This window comes from Streptosporangium sp. NPDC001559 (genome assembly GCF_042893955.1).
Taxonomy (GTDB): Bacteria; Actinomycetota; Actinomycetes; order Streptosporangiales; family Streptosporangiaceae; genus Streptosporangium.
On the sequence record NZ_JBIAVG010000005.1, the window covers coordinates 166,951 to 184,567 of the forward strand.

Sequence of the window (17,617 nt, forward strand, 5' to 3'; positions counted from 1 at the left end):
CTCTAGCGTCCAGTGTCGTACGACACTTTAGGGCAGCTCTCGTCCAGCCATATACAGACGGCTCCTTGATCAGGAAGTGGAGTCCCAAGCCGTGACCAAGCCTAGTGTTCCGGTCTTCGAGCGGATCACGCTCCGCAACGGATGCGACTGCTTCGGTGACGCCATCCCCCTGCCCATGGGATGCGCCCGATGCGGCCACTCCCCGTACGCCCACGGCTGCCCGAACCAGGACGGGCACGACTACGTGCAGCCGTCCGGGCTGTTGATGAACGCCCGTCTCCAGGCCCGTCGTGCGTACGGCCCGCAGTTCCTTCCCGCGCCTCGGCCTCCGGTGGAGGTCGCGCCCACCGAGGTGGTTCCGTTGGTGCCCGCCCAGCGCCGCCCCGATCCCGACCCTGAGCCGGAGGCGCCCGCGCTGGTCCCGGCCGCGAAGGCCGTACCGGATGGTCCTACGGGGGTGGTTGGGCCAGGCCTGGTGCCGGGGGCTGGTCAGAGTGGTCCTGTTCCCGAGCCGGATACGTTCGCGGCTGCCCCGGCCGTGAGTGCCGTACCGGATGGTCCTGCGGAGCCGGTTCCCGGCGGTGATCCGGTCATGGTTCCGGAGTCCATGCCTGTCGCGCCGGTACGGCCTGCTCAGGCTCCGGTGTCCAGGCGGGCTCGGCGCCCGTTCCCCACGGTTCCTCGGCCGGGGATCACCTGGACGAGGGTGAGTCAGCCCGGCCACTTCGGTGTACGGCCCGCGAGCGGTGGGCCGTACCGGCGCGGAGACCGATGTCGCGTTCCCCGTGCTCAGGCGGTCTGTCGGCCTGGTGCTCGTGATCTTCGGTCTTCGGCTGTGCCGTACGGCGCGCGGCTTCTTTCTTGTCCCGCAGGGCAGGCCCGTCTGGCGATCACCCATGCCAGGCATGCCTCTGATCGGATCACGGAGGTCCAGATCATGCACGACACCCCTACGACCCCGGTGATCCCGGGCTGGCGGTTGATCATCAGTGACGCGGGCCGGTTCTGGGCCTTCCGTACCCATGTCTTCTCCCGCGTCGCCGTACGGGCCGGAGCCGAGTCGGCCGTGGACGCCGACACCTTCGACGAGGTCCAGGAGGCCGTGGCCGAGCAGGAGAAGACCGCCCGTGACGCCGTCGCGGGGGTGACCTCGTGACCGGGCGGCACCGGGACGGCCTGCCGTACACGCCGGTGTATCGGCGGGTGTGGGACGGCCCGGCTCGCGCGGAGGCCGAGCGGATCGACCAGGCGTGGGCGGACTGGACGGTGCTCTACAGCCTGGGACGACGCGCTTTCTACGCGGTGGCCGCCTGGGAGGGTCCCCGGCCGGTGATCGTCGCGGACCCGACGGCCGAGGGGTTGGAGGAGCGGATGCGGGAGGCGGAGATGATCAGAGCGATGCGGCTCGCGGCGCCCGCGTCCCGGCCTTCCCCGGCGCCCACGTCGAAGTCTTCTCCGGCGCCGGTTCGGCGTGAGAGGGGCGGGGCCGGTCGTCCGTCTTCGGAGGCGCGGAACGAGGTGGTCGCTGAGGAGCCCGGCGGTGAGCGCGGTTCACCGACCGGGGAAACGGCGTCCGCCGGAGGACGCCGTTCGTCGGGCGAGGGGATGGTGTCCGCCGGGGGGCGGCTTTCGCCGGGTGAGGAGACGGTGTCCGCCAGGGATCGACGCTCGCCGGGTGGGAGGGCGGCATGATGCCAACGGCCTGGACGGCTCGTCAAGGTTCTGAGTTTTCCGATCGAACCTGTAACTCCGTGCAGACGGCTCATCCGGACTGGCTGGTCTTCCACAGCTCGCGGTCCGGGCTGTGGAGCGCCTACCGAAGCGCCCTCCCCGGCAGACCGTGCCCCGGGGACGTGCTGTTGGTGCGGGCCGGGTCGGCTGAGGAACTGGACCGCAAGCTGGCCGCCCAGACGCTCCCGGCGGTCCCGGCGGTTCCGGCGGTCCCGCCGAGTATCCAGGCCGTCGCCGTCGCCCGCGCCCTGCGAGCTCGAACCATCCGGGCCTCCCGGGCCGGTCAGGCCGTCGCGCCGGGCCGGTCTACGGCGTTGCGCAGGTTGCTGCGCTCTTGAGGCCGGTACGGCGGGCGGCGGAACGTCATCCCACCCGTCGCTCGCCGTACCTCGTGAACGTGCGGCTCAGGTGGGAGGGACCTGGGTCGCACACCTTCGCAGGACGGCTTCTACACACGCCGGGTGTGGGAGCCGTCCGGCGCACCGGACCCGTATTCGTGGGGCCGGTCCTCCTCCAGGGTGTCCGGCCCGTGCTCCCCGGCTCCGGGCCGGGCACCCGCCCTCTCGTCACCGCTCCACCCGACCCGAACGATCAGGAGCCCCGGTCGAATGGAGCCCGGCTTCATGGTCCGGATGAAGGTCGGCCAGAGCGGAGACGATCGGACCTCGCGGTTCGAGCGATCGGGAACCCCGGCCCGAACGGCGACGGCCTGAGCGAAGTGTGTTCCTTGTCCGCCTCCGAACAGAGATCACCGTGACCGACGACGAACGACGCCTGATCGACCTGCTCGTCAGCACCCATCCGGCCTGGCGGTACGAGGAACGGAACCTGCCCGGACTTCCCAGGTGGTGGGCCGTCCGCTACGAACCGCTACGCCTCGACCAGCGCAGGGCCGGGGCCCGCGATGCGCTTGGCCGTACGACTCTCCACCGGCTGGCCAGAGCGCTGGCCCGGCACGACGAGATTCTCCACCGCAGCCGCTACTGACCCTCTACGGAGTTCCCATGTCCCCCCTCAAGGCCGTCGCCCCCGACGGCACCTTCGCCACCGGCCCCGGCACCACCGAACGACTCCTCACCCCCGGCGAGGTCGCCCGGATCTTCGGCGTCGACCCCAAGACCGTGAACCGCTGGGCCCTGACCGGCCGGATTCCCTCGGTGCGGACGCCCAGCAGGCAACGTCGCTACCGGGAAACCGACATCAAGGCCCTCCTCAACGGCTCGACTCCCTGACCACGGCGTCAGGGGCACGAACGTCTGAGCGTGCGTTGAGCGAGCTGACGCTCTCTTCGTTGTCGCGGTCGGTTGGATGAGGTCCGCTGGTCGTTCGGCCTACGGGCGCGGCGGCGGGCTTCACACCGTAGGGCCTTCACGGATACCTACTGTCGAAGGTCGGTCGTCGCGGGGTCGGCTGGGACGGCGGGGGTTCGAGGCCATGTCCAGGCGGAGCGCAGGACGAAGGCCAGGAGCAGCACCTCGATTCCGATGGAGAGGCCATAGAAGGAGGCCCAGTCCCAGGTCTCCCCTGCCGCGTTGAACACCGAGTAGGGGACGTAGAGCGATGCGACGACGAGGTTCGTGGCGCGGTTCACCCGGGCGGGCAGCGTCATGGAGAGCATCACCATCAGGGCCGGGATCGCTACGGACGCGAGCATCACGGTCAACAACGTCGGGCTGATGTCGAACTCGAAGACGACGCCTGCGCGGAGGCCGTCGATGACACCGGGCTTGTGGAGGTGGAAGTAGTCGACGTAGATGTAGAGGAACATGAAGCTGGTCCATGCGGCGGCGATCTTGGCCCGCACGGAGACCGGCGGGTCGTCGAGCAGGTTCAGGGGTTTCGTTCGGACGGTCATGGTTCTTCTTTCGAGAGGAGCGGTCCCCTGCGCCGGAGCGGCGACAGGTTGGCGTGCACACACGGGTCCGGTCGTCAGACGGTGACGACGACTTTCCCCCGGGTGTGGCCGGCCGCGACGTGGCGGAGGGCGTCAGCCGCTTCGTCGAGGGGGTGGGTGCGGTCGATGACGGGCTTGACCTGCCCGGTCGTGAGCAGGTCGGCCAGGGTGAGCAGGTCCTGACGCTTCCCGACCGACGTGAAGGGCTTCAACCGCTGACGGGTGAACCCGGACAGCACGCGCGCTTTGACGATCCGGCCGAGGGGGCCGAGCAGGCGGCCGCCGCGTCCGCTGTTGGGGATGAGGGTGCCGGTGGGCGTCAGCGCTCGGCGGACAGCCGCCAGGGGCTGGGCTTCCACGTTGTCGAGGATGACGTCGTAGCGCTTCCCGGTGCGGGTGAAGTCGGTCTCGGTGTAGTCGACGACGTGGTCGGCGCCGAGTGACCGGACCAGGTCGACGTTGCGGGTGCTGCACACACCCGTCACCTCGGCGCCGAACGCCTTGGCGATCTGTACGGCGAAGGAGCCCACGCCGCCCGACGCGCCCGTGATCAGCACCGTCTGGCCCGGTCGAACGTTCGCGATGTCGCGCAACGCCTGCAATGCCGTCATGCCGGACGTGGGCACCGCCGCCGCGTCCACGTCCGACAGGTCGGCGGGCACGGGCACGAGGTGGTCCGCGGGGACGCGGGCGTACTCCGCGAGCGTTCCCGTGGTGCTCCAGCCGAACACCTTGTCGCCGGGTCGGAGGGCGGTGACGTCCTTCCCGACCGCCGCCACCACGCCGGCGAGGTCCCTGCCGGGGATGCCGTGGCGCGGCCGGCGGAGCCCGAACACCAGACGCACCACGTACGGCTCACCGGTCATGACGAAGTGGTCGCCGGGATGTACCGAGGTCGCGCCCACCCGGACGAGTACATCGCCTCGACCGGGCAGCGGTAGCCCGACCTCGGACACCACGAGCACGGAGGGCGGGCCGTAGCGGTGCTGGACGGCGGCCCGCATCGTCGCCGTCCCGGCCGGACTCGGCTCCGGCACTCGTTCGATTCCCACAGAAGCCTCTTCCCCCGAGCCGCGACGCTCGCTGTCTCGTACACCGTACGTCGTACACCGTACGAACGCGTACGCTGTACTATGGACGTACGCTGTACGACTGTCAAGCCGTATGAGCGAGCGAGGAGACCCGTTGGCTGCGAGGGAACAAAGGCGGGTCGTGTCCGACGCGGGGCTGAGCAAGCAGCGGGTGGTGGAGGAGGCGATCCGGCTCGCCGACCGCGAGGGGGTCGACGGGCTGAGCATGCGCCGGCTGGCCGGCACGCTCGGCGCGGGCGCGATGTCGCTGTATCACTACGTGGCGAGCAAGGAAGAACTGCTGGACGCCATGATCGACGTCGTGTTCGAGGAGATCGAGCTCCCGCCGGAAGGAACCGACTGGCAGTCGGCGATACGACGGCGGGCGGTGTCCGCCCAGCAGGTTCTCGCACGCCACCCGTGGGCGAACGGCCTGATGGAGTCGCGGACATCGCCTGGGCCCGCGACCCTCCGCCACCACGAGGCGGTCACCGCCTGCCTGCGGAGGGCCGGTTTCTCGGCCTTGATGGCGACGCACGCCAACTGGTTGCTCGACAGCTATGTCTACGGTTTCGCCCTGCAGGCGGCCAGCCTGCCGTTCGGCACCGCCGATGAGCTCGCGGACGTGATCGAGGACGCCTACCTACCCCAGCTTCCTCCTGACGAGTTCCCCTACCTCAACGAGTCCGCCGCGGCGCTCGTCGCCGCCGGCTTCGACCCGGCGAAGGAGTTCGTCTTCGGCCTCGACCTCGTCCTGGCCGCCCTTGAGCCCCTGAGAGTGCCTTCCGCGAGCCCCCATCCGTGATGTCGTCAGGTGATCGTGTGGCTTTGTAGTGCTACCGCCCGTCTGCGGGGCCAGTTGTGCTGGGATGGCGCGATGGCTGAGCGCAAGCCGTACCCGAGCGACTTAACCGACGCTCAGTGGGCGTTGATCGGACCGGTCCTCACGGCCTCAGTCAACGAGAACACGGCCAGGGTCGCCCTGCTGGACCGGGTCACCGTCGTCACCGAGGGCAGCGTGACCAAAGTGCTGGTCGACCAAGGGTTCAAGAACACGGTTGTCGCCCATGGCGCCAGCCTGGGAAGCGCCGTGGACATCGTCAAACGCAACCCCGCCGACAAAGCCCGTCGTGCCCCAGTCCGCTCGGCCGTCATCCGCGAAACCGACATCAAGGCCCTCCTCAACGCCTCGTGAGAGCGCGCCGCGGGCGGGTGGTGAGGTTCCGTGTCTGACCGTCGAGGGGCACCCCTACGTGGTACCGGCGGAGCCGCCACCGGCACTGTTTCCGCCGGTGCGTCCTTGAGTGTCCCCGCCGAGAAGGCCGGGACGATCGGAGTCCGTCCCGGACCGTCCACCGGCGCCGCCTGCGCCGCCGCTCACGTCGCCGTTATCGCCAGACGACTTGGGCTTCTTGTCGGGGCACGGCTTCGGCGTGGGCGGGACGCCGCACGACTCGGTGTCGTAGGTGAGGGTCAGCTCGCCGTCGCCCTGGCGGACACCGACGGTGAAGGTGGATCCGGCAGGGCCGAGACTCGACCCTCCGCCTCCGCCGCCGCCGTACATGGTGCTGGCGGAGGAGGAGCCGCCGGCGCCGCCGCCTTGTGCGCCGCCGCCACCGCCCCCGCCCGTGCCCATGTGCGGGTCGGCGAGGTTGACGGCGCCGTCTCCTCCGGCGCGTCCTTGGGCGGCCCCGCCGGGACGGCCGGGAAGGTCGGAGTCGGACACGGGCTGCCCACCGGCGCCGCCTACGCCGCCGTTACCGCCCGAGGAGCCGCCGACACCGGCGCCGGGTTGGTTCGGGGTGGCACCGTCGGTGCCGTTCTGGCCGCCGTCGCCACCTTGGCCTTCCGTTCCACCCGCGAAACTGCCGGCGCCTCCACCGCCGCCACCGGCGATGATGAGCGGCTGGTCGCCAAGGGCGATCGTCGTTGTGCCGCCGCCGCCACCGCCGTTGGTGCCGTTGCCGGGCCTGAGGTCCTCCTGGTAGCCGCCGGGCCGGCCGCCGCCGCCGAAGCCGCCTGCGGCGGGCTCGCCGGTTTCGAGGTTCCCGCCTGTGCCCGCGCCACCGACGTAGATCGTCAGTTCGTCCCCTGGGTTGACCTGGACGGTTCCGTTGACCTCGCCACCTCGCCCGCCGGGAGATCCGTAGACGGCGGTGCCGCCTGCGGCTCCGAAGGCGTCCACGATCAGCTCGCACACCCCTTCCGGGACCGTGAAGGTCTGCGGAGCCCCGGTGTAGCCGAACGTTCGGCTACCCGGTTCCGCCTGCGCGACGGTCGGTACGAATGCCAGCGCCGCGGTCATGGCGGCTCCCGCAGCACGCGGGAACCACTTAGAGTTAGTAATTGTCACGAGCTGTAAGGTATGCAGGGCTTGATCGCGATCAAGTCGATCTGAGGGCAATGAACGTGCCCGTGTCGTCCCATACTCACTTGCCGACAGGGTGCCGTCCGGTCCTCACGAAGGACTGACAGCGAGTTGCTGGCCGATACGTCAACGCTTCGTGACAGCGCGCCGCAGTCGGGTGGCGGCGGCCACGGCGGGCCACAGGCGGGTGGCGAGGTTCCGTGCCAGGATGCCGCCCCGCGTCGCGGGAACCATGAGCGCCGACGGAGGATGTCCCGGTCGGTTCCGGTCTGAATGGTGAGCGGCAGCGTCGCGATGGAGTCGTCGAAGATGAATTCGGCGTGGTCGCGGCTCGCCGCGTACAGGATCGCCGCGCGGTACCTCGACCTCGTCCGGCTGCTGGAAGGCCCGCATGTCCATCCGGCCGACCCGCCTGCCCGCCGCGTCGACGAAGGTGAGGCCCGTCGTGCCGGTGGCGGCCTCGCGCAGCCGGGGCATGACGCCCATCCGTTCCGCGACGCGTACGGCGGGGCCTCTGACGTCCACCGGGTTCCCGCTGGAGCGCGGCGTCCCGGCGCGTTCGACGACGGTGACCTGGAAGCCGTGCCTGGCCGGCCAGTAGGCCGCCGTCGGCCCGCCGACCCCGGCTCCGGAGATCAGGACTGTCCGCTCGGTCACGGCGCCTCACTAACCGGATGAAACTCCTCCGCCTACCTGGCCGTGCATGGGAATCGATGTCAGCATCGCCCTTTCGGAATTCCTGATCAAGGGCGAAGGAGCGGGCCAGGTCGGTCGGGCACATTTCTGCGCGACATCCGGAAAGACGACGGCTGCTTCGGGCCACGGTGAACGTTCGCGGAACGGTCTCCACCGAGAGCGGGTGTTTCTCGGTCTGGCCTTGTGAAACAGCGGTTGGGTCACGTGCCTTGTCGCGACCTTGAAGGTGGGCCGCCGAGGGGTCCGGAGCCTCAGATCCGTGTCGCCTCGGGGTTTTCCTCCTGGGAGGCGCAGCCGTTCAGGATGGTCCGGACCAGGGTCTGGACGACGTTCCTGTCGACGGTCTCCGGCGGTGCGGTGACCAGGGTGAACAGCGCGCCCCCGTAGAGCGCGATCAGGGCGGGGATCGTCTCGCGGGGGAGGGTGAGACCGAGTTTGTCGTGCTGCCCGGCGGTGATCCGTACCGCCGCGTCCCCCAGGCCCGCGAGGGCCGAGGCGAGTGCCGGGCGGCGTACGGACTCCAGCTGGAGTTCGAAGATCGCCAGGTAGCGGTCGCGCAGTGTGGTCGCCGCCGTGAGCAGCGACTCGGTCAGCAGGTCGTCCAGAGTCGCGGGCCGCTCAGTGGGCTCGGTGGCCTGATCGGTGGCCCGGTCGGTGTCTGTGTGGTGCAGCTCGACGACGCGCTCCGCGGCGGCCACCAGCAGCGTCTCCCGGTCACGGAAGTAGTTGGAGGCGGTTCCCGGCGGAAGGTCCGCCTCCTTCTCCACCGCGCGGTGGGTCAGCCCGTGCACGCCCGACGACGCCAGCAGCGCGATGGCGGCATCGGTCAGGGCGCGGCGACGGGCCGGATTGGTGGGCGGCATACGGTCACGCTATACCAGTAGGCGTACTAGTACGATCGTAGTGAATCGAGGAGGTCCCGTGAGGATCGTGGTGGTCGGCGCCGGGCTTGGAGGAGTGGCGGTCGCGGTCGGGCTGCATCGCCTGGGCCACGAGGTGACGCTCTTCGAGCGCGGCGCCGAGCTCAGGGAGGCGGGAACCGGGATCGTGGTCATGCCCAACGGGCTCCGGGCGCTGGACACGCTGGGGCTGGCCGAGGACGTCCGCGAGCACGTCATGCGTGAAGGCCGTGGAGGGCTGCGCGACCGGCACGGACGGCCGCTGCTGATCACCGACGTGGCCCGGGTGCGGGAGCGGATCGGGATTCCCGTCATCATCGACCGGGCCCGCCTGCACCGGGCGCTACGCGCCCCGCTCCCCGCCGAGCTGGTGCGAACCTCCACCCCGGTCGAGCGTCTGGAGTCCGACTCCACCGGGGTGACCGTGATCGCCGACGGTGGGCCCGTCGCCAGCGCGGACGCCGTGATCGCCGCCGACGGCATCGGCAGCAGGCTGCGGGCTCAGCACTTCCCCGGTCATCCCGGGCTGCGGCGGACCGGCCGGATGGATCTGCGCGGCATGCTGCCTCGCCCACCCGGTCTGGTGACGGACCTGCTCACCAGCCAGCTGGTCGACCGCCGCACCGGGGCGATGTTCGGCCTGTATCCCGTCGGCGAGGACCTTCTGTACTGGTTCACCGACTCCGTCCTGCACGGCACGCCGCCGGACGCGGAGGAGGCGCGCCGGCGGATGCTGTCCCTGATGGCCGACTGGCATCCCCTCGTCGCGACGCTGATCGAGGCCACCCCTCCCGCCGACGTCTACGTCGACCCGATCACCCGCCTGGCCGCGCCCCTGTCCTCGTTCGCGGCCGGCAGGGTCGCGTTCCTCGGCGACGCCGCGCACGCCATGCCGCCCGACCTCGGCCAGGGGGCCAGCCAGGCCTTCGAGGACGCCGCCGCGCTGACCCGCCACCTGACCGGCGCCGAACCGGCGGACGCCCCCCGGCGGCTCCTGCGTTACGACGCCGAGCGCAGGCCCGGCGCCAACCGCATGATGCGGGCGGCGTCCCGGCAGTCGTGGCTGACCTCCCGGACCGGCCTCGCCGCGTCGCTGCGTGACGCCCTGCTGCGCGCGGTACCGTCCCGGCTGGCCACCCGGCAGCTCGCCGCTCTCTGGCGCGTCTGAAACCGGGACCCGGAACATTCGACGGGCTGTGCGTTCCGGTCCTCCCGCGCCGGTGTGACTCCGGGCCGTGTCTCCATGGGGTGTCGCACGAATACGGCAGAAAGACACCGCGGAGCGGACCGGGGGCGTTCATCCAATTCGTTCGCACCATCGCCGAAGAGGTTCGGCGAGTCCGGCTCCGGGTCATTTCCCGGGCATGAGGACGGTGTCGACGATGTAGACGGTGGCGTTGCGGGTGGGGACGTCGCCGCATACCACGCGGGCGTCGCCGACCATGTAGTCCCGGCCGGAGCCGGTGGTGGTGACCGTGCCGCCCTGCAGGGTGGTGAAGCGGCCGTGCCGCAGGTCGGTCGGGGTCTTGCGGCCGGGGACGACGTGGTAGGTGAGGATGTCGGTCAGCGTCTTCTTGTCGGCCAGCACCTTGGTGAGGGTCTCCTTGTCGATCTTGGCGAAGGCGTCGTTGGTCGGGGCGAAGACGGTGACGCCGTCGGCGGAGTTGAGGGTGTCGACGAGGCCGGCCTTCTTCACGGCGGCGACGAGGGTGGACAGGACCGGGTTGTTGGAGGCGGCGGTGGCGACGGGGTCGTCGGCCATGCCGGTGAAGCTGCCTTCGCCGGAGGCGGGAACCGCGGAGCAGGCCGTGCCGAACGGTGTGTCGGCGACGGGCTCGGTGGCTATCGGAGCGCTGCCGGTGGAGGTCGGGGCGGCGTCCGTGTCCGTGTTGGTCTGGTCGCTGGTGCCGCCACAGGCGGTCAGGGACACGGCCAGGGCCAGCAGGGGCAGGGCGGCGACGAGGCGCCTGTTCGTGATCATGCGTGAGGTTCCTTACCGAGGTGAGGGGGAGGCGGGTGGAAAGGGGGTGAGCGGGGCCGCGGACGGCTGGTAGCCGAACGCGATCACGCTCAGCGCGGGGCGAAGAGGGCCTGAGGCCGTCGTCGCGACGGGCCCACCGGTGTGGCGGGCCCGCCGGTGCGGCTACCTGGTGGGCATGAGGACGGTGTCGACGATGTAGACGGTGGCGTTGCGGGTGGGGACGTCGCCGCACACCACGCGGGCGTTGTTGACCTTGTAGGCGGCGCCGGAGCCGGTGGTGGTGACCGTGCCGCCCTGCAGGGTGGTGAAGCGGCCGTGCCGCAGGTCGGTCGGGGTCTTGCGGCCGGGGACGACGTGGTAGGTGAGGATGTCGGTCAGCGTCTTCTTGTCGGCCAGCACCTTGGCGAGGGTCTTCTTGTCGATCTTGGCGAACGCCTGGTTGGTGGGCGCGAAGACGGTGATGCCGTCGGCTCCGTTGAGGGTGTCGACCAGGCCCGCCCGCTTCACCGCGGCGACGAGGGTGGACAGGGCCGGGTTGTGGGAGGCGGCGGTGGCGACCGGGTCGGCGGCCATGCCGGCGAAGCTGCCCTTGCCCGTGCTGGGCACGGCCGAGCAGGCCGGGCCGAAGGGCTGCCGGACCGCGGCCGGGGCGACCGCTCCTCCTCCTGCGGCGGTGGCGTGCGGGGCGGAGGCGAGCGCGACCGAGCCGGTCATCGAGACGGCGACGGCCGTGATCGGCAGTGCGGCGAGGACGTGACGGACGTTCATGTTCTGGCATCTCCTGTGTCTGGTGGATGGGTTTGCTGAGGGGGTTCAGGTGACGGTCACCAGGACCGTGTGCCAGCCGGTGGCGCCGTCCGGGATCGGCGGCACCCGTTCGGCGGGCTGAGTGTGGCCGGTGGCGTCGGTGGCGCGGACCTCAAGGCGGTGCTGTCCGGGGGAGGCCTGCCAGGTCGTATGCCACTGCCGCCAGGTGTCGGGCCCCGCGGAGGCGGCCAGGTCGGCTTGCCGCCAAGGACCGCCGTCGACGCGGACTTCGACGGCGGCGACGCCGCGGTGCTGCGCCCACGCGGTCCCTGCGACGGTGACGCTTCCGGCGGATACTTCCGCGAAGGGTTTGGGCACCTCGATGCGGGAGGCGGTCTTGATCGGCGCTCGTTCGGCCCAGCCTCGCCGGGTCCAATACGCCTGCTCGTCGGCGAAGCGGGTGAGTTTGAGGTCGGTGACCCATTTGGTGGCCGAGACGTACCCGTACAGGCCGGGCACGATCATCCGCGCGGGGAATCCATGGGCGGGCGGCAGCGGGCGGCCGTTCATCGCGACGGCCAGCAGCGCGTCGCGTCCGTCCAGCACCGACTCCAGCGCGGTGGAGGCGCTCCACCCGTCTACGGAGCGGGACAGGATCTGATCGGCTCCGGCCTGTACTCCGGCCTCGCGCAGCAGTGCCGCCAGGTCGACGCCGAGCCAGCGGGCGTTTCCGGCATACGGACCGCCGACCTCGTTGGACACGCAGGTCAGGGTGATATCGCGCTCGGTGAGCGGGCGGGCCAGCAGGTCGGCGAAGGTGAGTTCGATCGGGTGGTCGACCAGGCCGTGCACGCGCAGCGTCCACTCCTGGTGCGGAACGCGCGGGACGATCAGCGCGGTGTCGACCCGGTAGAAGGAGTTGTCGGGAGTGGTGAACGGGCCGAGCCCTGGCACGTTCAGCCCGACCTCCGGCGGAAGCGGCCGGGCCGGGTCGGCGGGAGGCGGCAGCGCCAGGGAGCGGCCGTCGGCGGCGGCCTGGCGGGCCGAGGTGATCGCCCTGCCGGCGCCGCCGCTCAGCACGGCCACTCCCAGCAGGGCGGCACCGCGGGTGAGCAGCGCCCGCCGGTCGGCTCCCGGCGCGGGTGCCGGTGGCTGGATGGGACGGTCGTGGCGCGGGACGCCCAGCGTGATACGGCTCTCAGGCCTCGGACGGGGGCGGCGGTGGGCGTACAGCAGGGCGAACGTCCCACCCGCCGCCCCCACCGTGGCGGGCAGCACGTCCACCGGGCCGGCGCCCGGCCGAGACAGCGCCGCGGCCCCGGCGAGCGCCGCGAGCCCTGCCAGGGCCGCGACGGCCAGGCGCGGACGCCGGGGCGCGGCCGTTCCGACGGCCGCCGACGTGACCGCGAGCACGGTCACCAACCCCAGGAGCAGGACCGGTTTGTCGGCGGTGCCGAAGGCGCGGACGGCGAAGTCCTTCAGCCACGCCGGGCTCAGGTCGATGAACGCCGACCCCACCGCGAGCAGCGGACCGGCCTCGGGCCGGCCTGTCAGCGCGGCGGTCAGCTCCGCCACCCCCAGCGCCAGAGCCGCGGCCAGCACGCCGAAGACCTCCAACACCCAGGCCCCCGACACCCAGGCCCCCGGCGTCCGGGCTCCCGGCGTCCGGGCTCCCGTAACGGGGACCGTTACGCTGTGGGCCGGTGTCTCATCAGTCACATCAGGGCTTCGGAGCCACCGCGGAAACGGATGGGCGCCACTTTCCCGGCGGAGGGAAGATCAGGCAGCGGACACGTCGACCAGCAGCAACGGCGTGCTGGTCGGCTGCCGCGAGCCACCGGCAGGCTCCACCGTCACCCCCACCTGACCCACATCGGCCCCGAGAGCGCTCAGCACCGGCACGGTGCCTCCGGACCCGCTGGAGGCAAGCAGGCCGGCCGAGGTGATCCGTCCCGGCGCGAGCTGCCACAGCTGGTAGACCCGGCCTGCGGGCGGATCACCCAGCCCGGCCGCCCAGAACACCAGCGCGCCCTGTGAGCGTGACAGCACCACCGTGCCGCGCCCACGCCCGCCCCCGGCGGACGGCGCGGTGGCCGGAGTGGTGACCGCCCGGGCGTCATCCGCGCCCAGCACCGCGGCGATTCGCTGTTCCGCGCGCCGGGCCTGCGCCAGTTCCTGGCGTGCCTGTACCGTGCTCACGCCGAGCCCGGCCACCACGGCCAACGTCGCCGCCACGCTCACCGCCGCCGACCACGGCCGCCACCTGATTCCCCGTAGCCGCCTGGAGGGCGCTGCGGGTGGCAGCATCGGCGGCAGCTGACGCACCTGGTGGATCTCGGCCAGTACCCGCGCCCGCAGGCCTGGCGGCGGCTCGGCCGCCACCGCCAGGCCGAGGCGCGCGGCTGCCTCGGCGAACCCGGTGATCTCCTGAGCGCACTCGGCGCATCCGGCCAGATGCCGCTCGAAGCGGCGCCGCTCGCCCTCATCGTCGATGGCGTCCAGCGCGTAGGCACCTGCCAGGGTGTGCGGGTCGAACCCGTCCTCTCGTTCCCTCATCGGTCCACTCCCAGGCAGTCGCGCAGCCGGATCAGCCCATCGCGCATCCGTGTCTTGACTGTCCCCAACGGGGCCTTGACCAGTTCGGCGACCTCCCGGTAGGAGTAGCCGCCGTAGTAGGCGAAGGTGACCGACTCACGCTGCAACTCGGTGAGATTGCCCAGGCAGCGGCGCAGCCGCTCACCTTCCAACCGGCCCACCACCAGCTCCGAAACTTCATCGAAGCAGCGATGCGGCTCCAGCCGTGCGGCCCGTTCCTCCCGGTCGGTGCCCGCCTGCGCCGCACGCACCCGGTCGATCGCCCGCCGGTGTGCGATGGTCAGCGCCCACGCCATCACCGAGCCTTTGCCCGGATCGTAGCGGGCGGCACTGCGCCACACCTCCACCAGCACCTCTTGGGCCACCTCCTCGCTGTGCGCCCGATCCCGCAGCACCCGCAGCACCAGCCCGAACACCTGCGGCGCCAGCACCTCATACAGCCGCTCGAACGCCGCCCGGCCGCCCCTGCCGACCTCCTGCAGCAACTCCTCCAGTCCCGGCGGGCCGCCATCCGGACGGTCCTCGCCCACCGGCGACCGGTCACGCGTTCCCATGCGGATCCTCCTGCCCCGACCGGCACAGCACCGGCCACAAAAGCTTCGGAGCCATCCGCGTACCGGATGGGTGACACACCTGGTTGTGGACCCGCGATGTGCCCGGCGACGGCAGGACCCGGTTCGGCCGGTCACGAGCCGGACGACGACGATCATGACCGGCGCGTCGGCGGCACGATCCACCCCCGTCGTCGCGTTCTCCGGGAGCGGCGGAGAGCGCGGACGTTCCGAGGGGCGGCGGAGAACACGAATGGAAAAACCATTACCCTTCGAACTCGATCCATTACATACTGTGCTGGAAGTGCCTTGAGGGATCTTCCTTAACCACCCAGAAAAGGAGAAACCACCATGAAGGTAACGACCTCCACCGCTCGGATCGCCGCCACCGTCGGTGCTTTCGGGCTCATCGCCCTGGCCTGCGCGACCCCGGCCTCGGCCGCCGTCCCCACCTCGACGACCACCGCGACGGCCGGCGACATCTGCCTGTGGAGCGGGCGCAACTACACCGGCGCCTCGTGGTGCTGGAACCCCGGCAACGGCTACGTCGACGTCCCCCCGGCCCTGCACGACAACGTCGGCTCCTTCAAGGCCGACGCCAACGGCTGCTTCATCAACTGGATCCACGTCCCCGACCGCAGGGAGACCCGCGTCGTCCGCAGGGGCGACTACCGCAGGGTCTACGACAACGACTTCGGCGGCAAGATCGACGCCGTGGCACCCTCCTGCTGATCGAGCGGCATCCCGCCGGACAAGGAACCCGGGTCGTACGCGGCCCGGGTTCCGTCTGGCCGGGCGGGGTCAGGCTCCGCCGAAGGCGAAGCGGAGCAAGCCCTTGTCCATGCGGGCCATGCCGGGGATCGCCCGCATGATCCCGCAGCGGATTCGTTCGCCGCGCGGCATCTTCGCCACCTCGGGAGAGGTGATCAGCCGTTGCCGCTCGACGAGCCGCAGGTCGGAATTCCAGCGCTCCACGTCGTGTGGGTCGTCGAACCCCTCGTTGACGGGAGCCCCGATCGTCCTGATGGCCGGCACGACCTTGCGCATCATCCGGCTGGAGAGCTTGGAGAAGCCCAGCAGGAGGATCTCGCCTCTCTCGAAGTGGGCGGTGATCCGGCGCAGCAGTCTGACGAAGGTGGGCCCGGTCATCCACGGGTAGAGCCCGTCCATGACCACGACCACCGGCCGATCCGCCGGTAGCGCCTCCAGCCAGCCGTCCTCGTCGAGCGACAGGGCCAGCGCGTGGACGCGGTCGGCCTTGTCGTAGAGCTTCGCGCGTACGGCCATGATGCCGGGCAGGTCCACGTCGTACCAGTCCACGCCGGGCGGGGGATCGATCCGGTAGCCGCGGCTGTCCAGTCCGCATCCGAGGTCGAGCACGACCGCGTCCGGGTGGCGGGCGATGAACCGGCGCACCCATCGGTCGAAGTGGACGGCCCTGATGCTGACGTTGAGCCGCTCCTTCTCCTCCAGCCGGGGGGTCGGCTGGAGGCGTCGCCAGTCGTAGTCGAGGGCCTGGGCGGCCTTCGCCGCGTACGGGTCGCCCAGGATGGGGTCGTCCGACCCGGCGTCCAGTGCCCGTGCGCGCAAGGTGATGAGAGAGGTCTCCTCGATGCCGGAGAGTCCGGCCGTACTTATGCCTGGCATGGTGACCGCCGTTTCCCTGATCGCTGAATGTTTTACCGACACTAGCTTTAATATGGCAGTACGGCGCTGGCAAGCACTAAAAAGCTAGGTTCTTGGATGATTATGTGATTCGTAGTTAACATGATCAAGGGTCCGTGCCTGGATCCGGTACGGTCGACGCGTCGTGGATGGACGGAGGGGTGGATGCCGGAGGCCGAGCAGACGCGACCGCGCCCACGACGCGGCAGGCCGCCGGGGAACCGGCGCGCGCTGATCCTTCGCGAAGCCGCCCGTCTGTTCCACGAGCGCGGATTCCACGGGACGAGCATCATCCAGATCGGTGCCGCGGCCGGAGTGAAGGGGCCGACGGTGTATCGGCACTTCCCCGACAAGAACGCCGTGCTGGTCGCCCTGATCGAGCAGAGCGCGGAGCGCTCCGAAGCGGAGATCGCCGAGATCGTTCGCGAGGGAGGAAGTCCGCGCGAGGTTCTGGAGCGGCTGGTCCACGCCCAGGTCCGTCAGGCGGTCGACGACGGTCCGCTGTCCGCGGTCGCCGCCCGTGAGCTGCGCAGCCTGTCCCCCGAGACGAGCGAGCCGCTCCTACGGCGCGGGCGGGACAACCTCCAGGAGTGGGTGCGCCGAATCGTCGGAGCACGACCCGAGCTGACCGAGGACGAGGCGCGGGCGCTGGCGGTCGGCGCGAAATGGCTGATCTTCACCGTCGCGACCGGCCACGTGGGGCTCGACGACCACCTGCTGCACCGCCTCATCGTTCACATGGCACTGGCCCTGCTCCTGCCCGGTCGAACGCACCGGGCTCCGGCGGCCCCGGCGCTCGCGGTGGCGCCCTCACCCCTGGCGGACGGCGACCGGCGTGAGCTGATCATCCGGGAGGCCGCGCGGCTGTTCGTCGAGAAGGGTTACCACGCGACCGGCATGGACGAGATCGGTGAGGCGGTGGGCGTCACGGGGCCTGCGCTCTACCACCACGTCAAGGGCAAGGACGAGCTGCTGCTGGCGGTACTGCAGGCCGAAGCCGACCGCGCAGAGGCCGAGGTCGCGGAGACGTACGTCGTGGACGGCCCGGCGGAGCGACTCCTGGAGGCACTGGTACGCAGACGGGTGCGCAGGGCGCTCACCGACGCCCACCTCATGGCGGTCGCCGAGCGGGAGTCGTACGGCCTGCCGCCGCGCCGGCGACAGGCACTGCTCCGCCGCCGACGGCTCAACCACGAGGAATGGGCGCATCTCGTCTCCGAGTCTCGTTCCGACCTGAGCGACCCCGAGGCCCGCGCGCTGGTCGACGGAGTCAGGGCCCTCATCTTCGGCCTCGTCATGTCCGGCACGTCACTCGTCGGCGACCGGCTGGAGGCCATGACACTCGATGCGGCGCTCGCCGTGCTGTTCCCGGCCGAGACGGGGGACGCCGTCGATCGGACGAGGTTTCGTGGTTAGGTGG

The 17,617-nt window shown here is 70.9% G+C and carries 20 protein-coding genes and 1 pseudogene; 10 read left to right on the forward strand and 11 right to left on the reverse strand.

Features of this window, described 5'->3' with window-relative positions; genetic code table 11:
- Positions 1 to 937 precede the first annotated feature (937 nt).
- The 5 genes from ACFYY8_RS13465 to ACFYY8_RS13485 all read left to right on the forward strand — a co-directional run bounded on the left by ACFYY8_RS13465 (position 938) and on the right by ACFYY8_RS13485 (position 2,963).
- Positions 938 to 1,156, forward strand: coding sequence for a hypothetical protein (locus ACFYY8_RS13465; protein ID WP_390040387.1), 219 nt, complete (start codon positions 938 to 940; stop codon positions 1,154 to 1,156).
- The gene (locus tag ACFYY8_RS13470; protein ID WP_390040389.1) at positions 1,153 to 1,692 is read left to right on the forward strand and encodes a hypothetical protein; all 540 of its coding nucleotides are present in this window, start codon (positions 1,153 to 1,155) and stop codon (positions 1,690 to 1,692) included. Before ACFYY8_RS13465 ends, ACFYY8_RS13470 begins: the two co-directional genes overlap by 4 nt.
- Positions 1,693 to 1,751: 59 nt before the next feature.
- The gene (locus ACFYY8_RS13475) at positions 1,752 to 2,069 is read left to right on the forward strand and encodes a hypothetical protein (RefSeq protein ID WP_390040391.1); all 318 of its coding nucleotides are present in this window, start codon (positions 1,752 to 1,754) and stop codon (positions 2,067 to 2,069) included.
- 415 nt (positions 2,070 to 2,484) lie between these two features.
- Positions 2,485 to 2,718 (forward strand): hypothetical protein, encoded by a 234-nt coding sequence (locus tag ACFYY8_RS13480; RefSeq protein ID WP_390040393.1) that lies wholly within the window; start codon positions 2,485 to 2,487, stop codon positions 2,716 to 2,718.
- Positions 2,719 to 2,735: 17 nt separating this feature from the next.
- The gene (locus ACFYY8_RS13485) at positions 2,736 to 2,963 is read left to right on the forward strand and encodes a BldC family transcriptional regulator (protein ID WP_390040395.1); all 228 of its coding nucleotides are present in this window, start codon (positions 2,736 to 2,738) and stop codon (positions 2,961 to 2,963) included.
- A 146-nt stretch (positions 2,964 to 3,109) separates the two neighbouring features.
- Here the strand turns inward: ACFYY8_RS13485 and ACFYY8_RS13490 are convergent, their stop codons facing one another.
- Entirely contained in the window at positions 3,110 to 3,586 is a 477-nt protein-coding gene (locus tag ACFYY8_RS13490; protein ID WP_390040397.1) for a DUF6326 family protein, read from the reverse strand.
- A gap of 74 nt (positions 3,587 to 3,660) precedes the next feature.
- A complete protein-coding gene (locus ACFYY8_RS13495; protein ID WP_390040399.1) occupies positions 3,661 to 4,677 on the reverse strand; it encodes an NAD(P)-dependent alcohol dehydrogenase in 1,017 nt (338 codons plus the stop codon).
- Positions 4,678 to 4,810: 133 nt separating this feature from the next.
- Between ACFYY8_RS13495 and ACFYY8_RS13500 the strand changes: the two genes are divergently transcribed.
- Complete coding sequence (locus ACFYY8_RS13500) at positions 4,811 to 5,500, forward strand: TetR/AcrR family transcriptional regulator (protein ID WP_390040401.1); 690 nt, start codon at positions 4,811 to 4,813, stop codon at positions 5,498 to 5,500.
- A gap of 72 nt (positions 5,501 to 5,572) precedes the next feature.
- A pseudogene (locus tag ACFYY8_RS13505) lies at positions 5,573 to 5,671 on the forward strand (transposase); the annotation flags it as partial.
- Positions 5,672 to 5,944: 273 nt separating this feature from the next.
- Here the strand turns inward: ACFYY8_RS13505 and ACFYY8_RS13510 are convergent.
- The 3 genes from ACFYY8_RS13510 to ACFYY8_RS13520 all read right to left on the reverse strand — a co-directional run bounded on the left by ACFYY8_RS13510 (position 5,945) and on the right by ACFYY8_RS13520 (position 8,622).
- Positions 5,945 to 7,000 (reverse strand): hypothetical protein, encoded by a 1,056-nt coding sequence (locus tag ACFYY8_RS13510; RefSeq protein WP_390040403.1) that lies wholly within the window; start codon positions 6,998 to 7,000, stop codon positions 5,945 to 5,947.
- Positions 7,001 to 7,189: 189 nt separating this feature from the next.
- Positions 7,190 to 7,720, reverse strand: coding sequence for a hypothetical protein (locus tag ACFYY8_RS13515; protein ID WP_390040405.1), 531 nt, complete (start codon positions 7,718 to 7,720; stop codon positions 7,190 to 7,192).
- Positions 7,721 to 8,010: 290 nt separating this feature from the next.
- On the reverse strand, positions 8,011 to 8,622 hold the full coding sequence (locus ACFYY8_RS13520) for a TetR/AcrR family transcriptional regulator (protein WP_390040407.1): 612 nt from the start codon (positions 8,620 to 8,622) through the stop codon (positions 8,011 to 8,013).
- A gap of 58 nt (positions 8,623 to 8,680) precedes the next feature.
- Between ACFYY8_RS13520 and ACFYY8_RS13525 the strand changes: the two genes are divergently transcribed.
- Positions 8,681 to 9,826: an FAD-dependent oxidoreductase gene (locus ACFYY8_RS13525; protein WP_390040409.1), complete on the forward strand. Its 1,146-nt coding sequence runs from the start codon at positions 8,681 to 8,683 to the stop codon at positions 9,824 to 9,826.
- A 183-nt stretch (positions 9,827 to 10,009) separates the two neighbouring features.
- Here the strand turns inward: ACFYY8_RS13525 and ACFYY8_RS13530 are convergent, their stop codons facing one another.
- From ACFYY8_RS13530 to sigK, 5 genes are all read right to left on the reverse strand, one after another.
- Positions 10,010 to 10,639 (reverse strand): fasciclin domain-containing protein, encoded by a 630-nt coding sequence (locus ACFYY8_RS13530; RefSeq protein ID WP_390040411.1) that lies wholly within the window; start codon positions 10,637 to 10,639, stop codon positions 10,010 to 10,012.
- A 162-nt stretch (positions 10,640 to 10,801) separates the two neighbouring features.
- On the reverse strand, positions 10,802 to 11,407 hold the full coding sequence (locus tag ACFYY8_RS13535) for a fasciclin domain-containing protein (protein WP_390040413.1): 606 nt from the start codon (positions 11,405 to 11,407) through the stop codon (positions 10,802 to 10,804).
- A 45-nt stretch (positions 11,408 to 11,452) separates the two neighbouring features.
- Positions 11,453 to 13,006, reverse strand: coding sequence for a molybdopterin-dependent oxidoreductase (locus tag ACFYY8_RS13540; RefSeq protein ID WP_390040415.1), 1,554 nt, complete (start codon positions 13,004 to 13,006; stop codon positions 11,453 to 11,455).
- Between the two features lie 159 nt (positions 13,007 to 13,165).
- Positions 13,166 to 13,942, reverse strand: coding sequence for an anti-sigma factor domain-containing protein (locus tag ACFYY8_RS13545; protein WP_390040417.1), 777 nt, complete (start codon positions 13,940 to 13,942; stop codon positions 13,166 to 13,168).
- The gene (gene sigK, locus ACFYY8_RS13550; RefSeq protein WP_390040419.1) at positions 13,939 to 14,535 is read right to left on the reverse strand and encodes an ECF RNA polymerase sigma factor SigK; all 597 of its coding nucleotides are present in this window, start codon (positions 14,533 to 14,535) and stop codon (positions 13,939 to 13,941) included. Before sigK ends, ACFYY8_RS13545 begins: the two co-directional genes overlap by 4 nt.
- 348 nt (positions 14,536 to 14,883) lie before the next feature.
- Between sigK and ACFYY8_RS13555 the strand changes: the two genes are divergently transcribed.
- Positions 14,884 to 15,264: a peptidase inhibitor family I36 protein gene (locus ACFYY8_RS13555; protein WP_390040421.1), complete on the forward strand. Its 381-nt coding sequence runs from the start codon at positions 14,884 to 14,886 to the stop codon at positions 15,262 to 15,264.
- Between the two features lie 69 nt (positions 15,265 to 15,333).
- Here ACFYY8_RS13555 and ACFYY8_RS13560 read toward each other — a convergent pair whose 3' ends face one another.
- The gene (locus tag ACFYY8_RS13560) at positions 15,334 to 16,179 is read right to left on the reverse strand and encodes a class I SAM-dependent methyltransferase (protein WP_390040423.1); all 846 of its coding nucleotides are present in this window, start codon (positions 16,177 to 16,179) and stop codon (positions 15,334 to 15,336) included.
- Between the two features lie 183 nt (positions 16,180 to 16,362).
- On the opposite strand from ACFYY8_RS13560, the gene ACFYY8_RS13565 reads away from it, so the two are divergent.
- A complete protein-coding gene (locus ACFYY8_RS13565; RefSeq protein WP_390040425.1) occupies positions 16,363 to 17,613 on the forward strand; it encodes a TetR/AcrR family transcriptional regulator in 1,251 nt (416 codons plus the stop codon).
- The last annotated feature ends 4 nt before the right edge of the window (positions 17,614 to 17,617 follow it).

What these genes read in the sequence shown, in the direction of transcription:
- ACFYY8_RS13485 (WP_390040395.1), top strand. Translation starts at nt 2,736, where the DNA reads ATGTCCCCCCTCAAGGCCGTCGCCCCCGACGGCACCTTCGCCACCGGC.
- ACFYY8_RS13520 (WP_390040407.1), bottom strand. Translation starts at nt 8,622, where the DNA reads ATGCCGCCCACCAATCCGGCCCGTCGCCGCGCCCTGACCGATGCCGCC.
- ACFYY8_RS13490 (WP_390040397.1), bottom strand. Translation starts at nt 3,586, where the DNA reads ATGACCGTCCGAACGAAACCCCTGAACCTGCTCGACGACCCGCCGGTC.
- ACFYY8_RS13530 (WP_390040411.1), bottom strand. Translation starts at nt 10,639, where the DNA reads ATGATCACGAACAGGCGCCTCGTCGCCGCCCTGCCCCTGCTGGCCCTG.
- ACFYY8_RS13545 (WP_390040417.1), bottom strand. Translation starts at nt 13,942, where the DNA reads ATGAGGGAACGAGAGGACGGGTTCGACCCGCACACCCTGGCAGGTGCC.
- ACFYY8_RS13555 (WP_390040421.1), top strand. Translation starts at nt 14,884, where the DNA reads ATGAAGGTAACGACCTCCACCGCTCGGATCGCCGCCACCGTCGGTGCT.
- ACFYY8_RS13535 (WP_390040413.1), bottom strand. Translation starts at nt 11,407, where the DNA reads ATGAACGTCCGTCACGTCCTCGCCGCACTGCCGATCACGGCCGTCGCC.
- ACFYY8_RS13465 (WP_390040387.1), top strand. Translation starts at nt 938, where the DNA reads ATGCACGACACCCCTACGACCCCGGTGATCCCGGGCTGGCGGTTGATC.
- ACFYY8_RS13510 (WP_390040403.1), bottom strand. Translation starts at nt 7,000, where the DNA reads ATGACCGCGGCGCTGGCATTCGTACCGACCGTCGCGCAGGCGGAACCG.
- ACFYY8_RS13565 (WP_390040425.1), top strand. Translation starts at nt 16,363, where the DNA reads ATGCCGGAGGCCGAGCAGACGCGACCGCGCCCACGACGCGGCAGGCCG.
- ACFYY8_RS13560 (WP_390040423.1), bottom strand. Translation starts at nt 16,179, where the DNA reads ATGCCAGGCATAAGTACGGCCGGACTCTCCGGCATCGAGGAGACCTCT.
- sigK (WP_390040419.1), bottom strand. Translation starts at nt 14,535, where the DNA reads ATGGGAACGCGTGACCGGTCGCCGGTGGGCGAGGACCGTCCGGATGGC.